General features: G+C 73.9%; 3 protein-coding genes. All 3 read right to left on the reverse strand.

What is annotated here, in order from left to right:
- Positions 1-205: 205 nt before the first annotated feature.
- Positions 206-1,222, reverse strand: coding sequence for a cellulose biosynthesis protein BcsN (bcsN, locus tag ABS772_RS01245; protein WP_350391751.1), 1,017 nt, complete (start codon positions 1,220-1,222; stop codon positions 206-208).
- Positions 1,219-3,180 (reverse strand): hypothetical protein, encoded by a 1,962-nt coding sequence (locus ABS772_RS01250; RefSeq protein ID WP_350391752.1) that lies wholly within the window; start codon positions 3,178-3,180, stop codon positions 1,219-1,221. Before ABS772_RS01250 ends, bcsN begins: the two co-directional genes overlap by 4 nt.
- Positions 3,165-4,282, reverse strand: a 1,118-nt coding sequence (locus tag ABS772_RS01255) for a glycosyl hydrolase family 8 (RefSeq protein WP_350391753.1), incomplete at its 5' end; no start/stop codon positions are given. The genes ABS772_RS01250 and ABS772_RS01255, both read right to left, overlap by 16 nt.

Genomic DNA, 4,282 nt, shown 5'->3' on the forward strand with positions numbered 1-4,282 from the left:
CAGCCCCCGCAACCAAACACACACACTACGACGACCACCATCACATCGACACACAGCCCGCTGACCGGAAAAGGCAGCGGGCTTTTCGTCGTTCAGGGCATCGCGAACAGTGGCCACGACCCAAGAGGGGAGGGGGCCTCGGACTGGCCCCTCGGTACTCCGGCAACGCGCCGGCCGAGTGCCGGCGGTTCGACGGGCGCGGCCCTCACGGGCCGTCGCGGCTCGGAGCGGGCCGATAGGCCTCCGCCGGGAGATCGCGCGACAGGCTCTCGCCGGTCGAGCGGCCCGGCGCCGGGCTCGGCATCAGGCCGCCGCCCGCGCCCTCCGCCGGTTTGGGCACGTCGGTGATGTAGCGCTGCGCTCCCCCCGGAGGCGGACCCGCGGCCGGCGGTTCGGTCGCCGGGGCGGCGCCCTGCGGTGCGGTGGGAGCGAGGTAGCGGCGGCCGCCGCTGTCCGGCGCCGTCGGCGTCGGCGGCCGGAGCGGCGGCGCGGCCTGCGGCTGGACGGGCGGGGCCGGCTTCGGTGCAACCTCTTGCGGCGGCTCGGCCGGCGCGGGCCGGGCCGCCTGCTTCTTGGACGGAGCAGGTTTTTCACGCCGGACGGCGGATGGGCGCGGGCGGGCCGGCGTGGAACGGGCGCCGGGTTCGCCGGGCAGGCTGATGGTCATCCGCTCGACCGCGCCGACGAGATCGTCGAGGCTCGCCTGCGCCGTGCGGCACAGCCGGATCCGCAGCGAGAGGGCGCGCCGGCCCGCGGTCGGCGTGACCGAGGCGTCGAACAGGCCGCCTCGGCTCGCGACGCGCTGGGCCGTGCTCGCCCGCTCGAACCACTGCCACGCGTAGAGGCAGTCGGTCCCGAGGGCGAGGCCGACCGGGCCGTAGCCGTTGCGCCGCGGCGCGACGACGCGAAGGGACTGGCCCGGAAACCGGACGGCGATCTCGCCCTCGATGCCGAACTGGCTCGGTTTGGCGAGCCGCGGCGGAAAGGCGAGCAGGAGGTCGCCGGTCTCGTTTCGCAGGGCCACCTCGGCATGGTTGCGGCCGTCGCCGCCCTCGAAGCGGATGCGCTGGTCGAACCCGTCGCGCAGGCGGGTCTCGACCACGCCCGCGACCGGGCCGGCGCCGGGCAGGCGCAGCACCGGCGCGGACTGGGCCAGGACGGGATCGGCGCCGGCGAGGAGCAGGGCCGAAACGGCGAGAGGCCCGAGCAGACGCGATCTCACGGAAACCCTTTCCCGTTCGGCCCGGCTCCGGAGGAGAGGCGGGAGGGCACGGAGAAGCGGTCGCTCTCCGGGCTCGCCGCGGCCCGGCCGCGCTCGGCCTGCTGATCCTGCCACAGCGTGCCGGGCGGCGGAGGGGCGAGGCCCTCCGGCTTGTCGAGGCCGTTATAGCCCGGCAGCAGCGCGAAGCCGTAGCGCTCGTAGGGCATCGCGCCCGCCCCGTTCACCCGCCGCGCCACCAGGGGCGGACGCGCGGTCACGGGTTCGCGGGCATAGGTGCCGGGCGCGACCGGGTCGGAGAGCGCCCGCTGCAGCGAGGTGGGCGGGTAGCGCAGGGAATTGTCGAGGGGCACGCTGAGCGGGAACTCGTTGCGCTGGACCGCGGGCGGCACCGTGCCGCCCTGGGCGCCGACACCGGCCGCGTCCGGCCGGGGCACCCGGCCGTAGGAGGGGGCGTCGGGCTTCGGCTCGGGCCTCGCCTGAGCGGCGGAGCGGGCGGGGGGCGGCTGCGGACCCGCGCAGGGCAGCGGCGGCCCGCCGGGATCCTCGCGGAACAGCATGTCGACGACCTTGGGGAACAGGCCGTCGTAGCGGTTCACCACCTCGAGATAGGGGCGCTGGCGCTTGAGCCGCTGCAGGGTCAGGGCGTAGCCGAACACCGTGGTCTCGCTCGGCATCCAGGCCACCGCGCGCTGGAACCATTCGAGCGCGGTGTCGAACTGGCAGGAATTGTAGGCGTACCACGCCAGCCCCTGCGCGCCCTCGCCGGAGGCGGAGGCGATCACGACCTTGGCGTAGCGCTCGATCCGGGCCGGCTCGATGAAGGGCGGGTTGGCGAGCGTCAGCTTGCGCTCGAGCACGTCGATGAACAGCAGCTCGTTGCCGACGAAGCGGTCGCGCCAGGCATAGGCGACCTCTTCCGCCTCGCGCAGCATGTTGAGCTCGCGCAGGGTGTGGGCGAGGCCGTGGGCGACCATGGCGTCGCCGCCGCGGCCGATGGCGAGCTTGAACCATTCCAGCGCCTCCCGGAACTGGCGCCGCTTGTAGGCGTACCAGCCGAGCAGGCCGGTCTGGCTCGGGTCGCCGCTCTTGCGGGCATAGGTCTGGAAGGCGGTGAGGTCGGCGAGCGTCGGCGTCTGGGCCGGCTCGTCGTGCAGGAAGGCGGCGATGCGCGCGCGGGTGATGTCGAGGCGGATCGCGTCGAATTCCGAAGCGCCCTCCTGACTCGAGCGTCCCATGGCGATCAGCCGCTCGGCCTGATCCATCTTGAGATGGCTCATCGCCTTCTGGATCGTGGCGAGCCGCGCGCCGGCATCCGCGCTGCCGTCGAGGACGGACTTGTAGAGGTCGTAGGCGTCCTCGCCCGCCCCCGTCACGGCGAGCGCGTCGGCGATGATCCAGAGGCTTTCGAGGTCGGACGGGTCGAGGGCGCCGGGATCGGCCCGGTAGAGGGCGACCACCTCCTCGGACGTCTTGCCCGGCGCGTTCCGCTCCGCGGCGGCCTTGATGCTGTTGCGGAACTCCGCCCGGCGGAGCTTGCGCGCGAGTTCCTCCGAGGGCTGCCAGTTCGGCTCCAGGGAGCGGCGCGCGGCGATGGCGGCGCGCAGATCCTGGAAGCGCCCGGCGGTGAAGAGATCCCACAGCGGCGCCTCCTCGGGCGGGCTCGGCTGCAGGGTGTCGAGGTCGGCGGGCTCGGTCCAGCCCGGATAGAGCCGCTTCAGCCGCGCGATCTCGGCCTTCATCCGCGCGGTCTGCTTCTGCGAGGCGTAGTAGCGCAGCGCGCTCTCATCGACCATGCCGGGCGTCCCGCCGGTCTCGGGATCGACCAAGATCGCGGGCGCGCGGGCGCCGTCGCCGTAGACGATGCGCGGGGCCGCCTCGGGCGGCGCGCCCTGGGCCGCGGCGGGCATCGCGCCGGCGAGCAGGGCGAGGGCGGCGAGGGAGGTCAGGACTTCACGCATGACGGATACCGCATCCGGGCCGCGATCAGCGCGAGGAGGTGGAGGGTCGTCGGATAGTAGTTCTGATTGTCCTGCACCGTCCTTAAGGACTCGGGAAACGGTGTGCCGTCGGCGGCGCAGGCGGTCAGCGCGGGGATCGCCGTGTAGCCCGGCTCGCTCAGCCACTCGACCGGCCGCCCGTCGCGGGTGTCGACGATCGGCAGGCGCTCGCGGTCGATCCCGCCCCACAGCGTCTTGAACGGGGCGTAGTCCTCCGGCCGCCCGACCCCGGCCCAGGCGAGATAGAGCGGCACGCGGATCGCGTTGTAGGAGAACAGCGGCGGGAAGCCGTCGGCGGGGCGAAGGGCCTCCTTGGCCGAGATCCACTCGGTCGGCAGGCTGCTCGGGCCGAAGCGCGACTGGCGCAGGAAGTCGAGGCCGCTGCGGATCAGCGAAGCCCAGTCGTATTCGGGGGCGACGATCGGCAGCCGCTGGAAGGCGGGAAAGACCCAGTAGGACAGGTTGATGAGCGGGCCGTCGGCGCGGTCGCGGGCCGAGAAGCCGGAGACCGCCGGCAGCAGGACCGGCCCGTGCGGATCCTTGAACAGGATGGTCTTGCGGCCGAACTCGACGGCGATGCGGCGCGCGGCGGTGCGGTAGGAGGGCTCGCCCCAGGCCTCCGCCGCCTCGGTCAGCGCCCAGGCGACCAGGATGTCGCCGTCGGTGGCGTTGTTCATGTCGGCCACCGCCGGGCGGTGGTCGGGCGCCCAGCGCCACGCCAGCAACTCGTCGGAGCGCACCATCAGGTTGGCGCGGGTCCAGCCCCAGATCCGCTCGAAGGCGGGCCGGTCGCCGGCCGCGACCGCGATCAGCATGCCGTAGCCCTGGCCCTCGCTGTGGCTGATCATGCCGTTGGCGGTGTCGACGATCCGGCCCTGCTCGGTGACGAAGCGCGCGCGGTAGGCGCGCCACGCCGCCTCGTCGCCGAGCGTGTTGGCGAGCGCTGGGCCGGTGTCGCTCCGCGCCGGCGTCTCGGGGCGCGGCGGGCTCGGCAGGGCGGTCGCGGGCGGCACCGTGGTGGCCTCCGTTTGTTGGGAAGGCTGCGGCTGGGGGGGCTGCGGGG

The sequence above is a fragment of the Methylorubrum podarium genome, assembly GCF_040270385.1.
Taxonomy (GTDB): domain Bacteria; phylum Pseudomonadota; class Alphaproteobacteria; order Rhizobiales; family Beijerinckiaceae; genus Methylobacterium; species Methylobacterium podarium.